Origin of the sequence: Bartonella sp. AU16XJBT, assembly GCF_028618665.1 — a bacterium.
In the GTDB taxonomy this organism is placed as follows: Bacteria; Pseudomonadota; Alphaproteobacteria; order Rhizobiales; family Rhizobiaceae; genus Bartonella.
The window spans coordinates 1-2850 of sequence record NZ_JAQITF010000050.1 but is presented as its reverse complement, the minus strand read 5'-3'; the positions used below and the strand labels follow the sequence as shown (position 1 = coordinate 2850).

Here is a 2850-nt window from a genome sequence, read left to right as displayed (position 1 = left end):
AAAGGTTCTTAACCTAAGGAACGGTTAAAATACAACGTTACAATAACGCTGCGAATTAATAGTAACACGATACATTTAAAGATGCAATTTGATAGAAAATACACTTGCGTTTATACACAAAATATGTAATTTATTAGTTAGTTTGTTTATAGCAAATTCCTTACTAATATAGTTTTGAATATGAAAGCCGCGTTCATAAGGACACGGCTTTTTTTGTTATAAGCAGCCCCCCGACCCGTTATTTACGCTGTTTTATCTAAAGTTTGTTCACTACCATCAATATCTTTATAAATTTTTCTATTGCCTTTAATAACGGTATTGCCATTAATTTTTACAGAGAAATAAACTTTTACTTTTCCTTGAATGCATGCATTATCATAAATTTCTGCTTCTGGATAAATACAAGCCGACCCCGATATTTTTGCATTCCCATAAATAAAGCCAGCAATACAAGCACTATTCAAAATTTTTGCATTGTCATAAATTCTTGCTTCTGGAGATACCATGGCTTTATTACAAACAATGGCATTCCCATAAATTTCACCACAAATTACTGCATTATCGCATATTTTTGCATTGCCATGAATATAAGCGGTCTTTTCAAGAACCCGTGCTTTATCACTAACCACTGCATTTCCTGCTATCCTTGCTTCCATAAAAACACAAGAATCATTACGTACCTTTGCATTTTCACTAACAATAGCACCATGTGAAACCATAGCGTTATCGTAAACCCAGCAATTCCCATCATGAGAGAGGTTGCTTTCATTTTCTATAAGACCACCGAGGTCCCCAGCCCTTACATCATCAAAATCTCTCAATGCGCGAATGCGGTATAAAGTAATCCCTTCAATATCATGACTTTCATCAGTAAGTTCATATTTTCTAGATACATTTTTAGTGGTCATAGGTAGCTCCCTAATCTAAATATTCGATAAAATTTTAATGGAAATTTGAGAAGGCGCCCCCGCACCGCCGCTGCTGTTTTACGCTGCTTTTTCTAAAGTATTATTCGAGTTATATATGACTTTATTGCCACTATAAACTTCGCCTTCCTTACGAACAAAATCGCACTCTCTTAATTTTGCTTTTCCTGAAACTTTACCATAAATTTTTGAATAGCCTGAAATTTTTGCATTACCATCAATAATTCCGTGAATTTCAGCATGCCCTTCAATAACAGCATTCCCATAAACTTGCGCATTTTTATAAAGTTTTGAAAAGCCTAGAATCTTTGCATTGCCATAAATTTTTACATCAGAATAAATACAAGCATATCCTGAAAGTTTAGCATTGCCAAAAATATGTGTATCATTAAAAACCCAAGCATTATAATGAACGTGAGCATTCCCATAAATTCTTGCACGAGGATAAATACGTGCAAAACCATAAACCTCAGCATTTCCATAAACAAAGCCACCTACAACCGCCTTGCCATAAACACGGGCGTTTTCATAAATACAAGCTTCCACATTAACATGAGCATAACCACTTACAACGGCATTATCGTAAACCCGTGCATTAGCATAAACCTTGGCTTTACCTCCAACCCAGCAATTGCCATGATGCGATAAATTGTATTCACTACCTATAAAGCCGCCGAGGTCCCCTTTTTTGACATCTCCAAAATCTCTTAATGCTCTAATTCTATGAAGTGTCTTAAAACCAACCTCGATTGTTTCACCTGTAAATTCGTATTTTTTTGCAAACTCTCTCTTTTTAAAAGAGCCATTATCATCTGTAACAAAAAAGGAAGATTCTTGATTTTTTACTGTAGCGTTCATGCTTGTTGTCCTTATCAAAAATGTTTTTAATTGACAGCCCATAAGGGTGCCGGGTGCTAAAAACACGGTGATAAGTCCGCCGCTATACTTTTCCCTCGCGAAGGGTATTGTATGGTACAGCTACACCCGACAAAATCATCATACGCTATTCAAAGCATAAAAGACAGCCAGTATTCTCAAGAAATGGGAGAAACCTTTTCGTGGTTTATCCGCTTATCACAAGTGGTTTTTAAGCACTTGCCAACCTTAATAAACGACCTTTTCTTTAAAGTCAATACGTATTTTTTATTTTTTTCACTTTTTTTCATTTTGGTTCTTACCTAATTGAATATCAACGGCTTTTGCTAGCTCTCTGTCCATCTCTTCACAAGACAATGGATAACCCCATTCTCCATCATTCGTTATCTCACTAATCAACTGATCATCTTTTGTACGTTCTTTAATTTTCTCATTCACCTCGTCTATCAACGCTTCAAAACTCAAAACGCTTTTTGGTAAATTACCACCGTATATCCACGCTTTCACTTGTGCCTTGGTACTGTAATCAACTTTGTTAGGTATCTCATGATACTGACCGCCTTCAAATTCCTCATATTCTCTCATCCCATCATCATATTCGTAAAGATTATAAAAATACTCAGCCACCCCTAATCCCCATGGTGCATATCCAACCGCCGTTGCGATAAACTTTTTTTGAATGGGCTGTTTACGTTTTTTTAAAAACATCTGATTTAATATCCCCTTGCTTAAATCCATAACTTTACCAATGGGTTTATTTGCCTCAAAATGGACCGTACAGTAGCGTTTTTATTTTCAATGTGGTTTTTAATCATAAAAATCTAAAATCGCTCTGTACGGTACTTTTTTAGCTGTTTAAACCCATATCTATTCTCAAAACAATCAGCACTTTTCACTATTTTGCTGTTCTTCAAATGCGATTAAATACGATTTCATTATGTTGCAAATGAACTGATAGGCTCTATATTTCTGATATATTTTGCCAAGCTCTCTGTTAGTGGTTTACAGCATGTGATTGTATATCTTTCTTTCATTTCTAATTCTGCGT

The 2850-nt window shown here is 35.4% G+C and carries 3 protein-coding genes; all 3 read right to left on the bottom strand.

Features of this window, described 5'->3' with window-relative positions; genetic code table 11:
• Positions 1–242 precede the first annotated feature (242 nt).
• The 3 genes from PVV66_RS09340 to PVV66_RS09330 all read right to left on the bottom strand — a co-directional run bounded on the left by PVV66_RS09340 (position 243) and on the right by PVV66_RS09330 (position 2510).
• Positions 243–908 (bottom strand): hypothetical protein, encoded by a 666-nt coding sequence (locus PVV66_RS09340; protein WP_273719587.1) that lies wholly within the window; start codon positions 906–908, stop codon positions 243–245.
• A 78-nt stretch (positions 909–986) separates the two neighbouring features.
• Complete coding sequence (locus PVV66_RS09335) at positions 987–1784, bottom strand: hypothetical protein (RefSeq protein WP_342753353.1); 798 nt, start codon at positions 1782–1784, stop codon at positions 987–989.
• A 294-nt stretch (positions 1785–2078) separates the two neighbouring features.
• A complete protein-coding gene (locus tag PVV66_RS09330) occupies positions 2079–2510 on the bottom strand; it encodes a hypothetical protein (protein ID WP_273760998.1) in 432 nt (143 codons plus the stop codon).
• Positions 2511–2850: the final 340 nt, after the last annotated feature.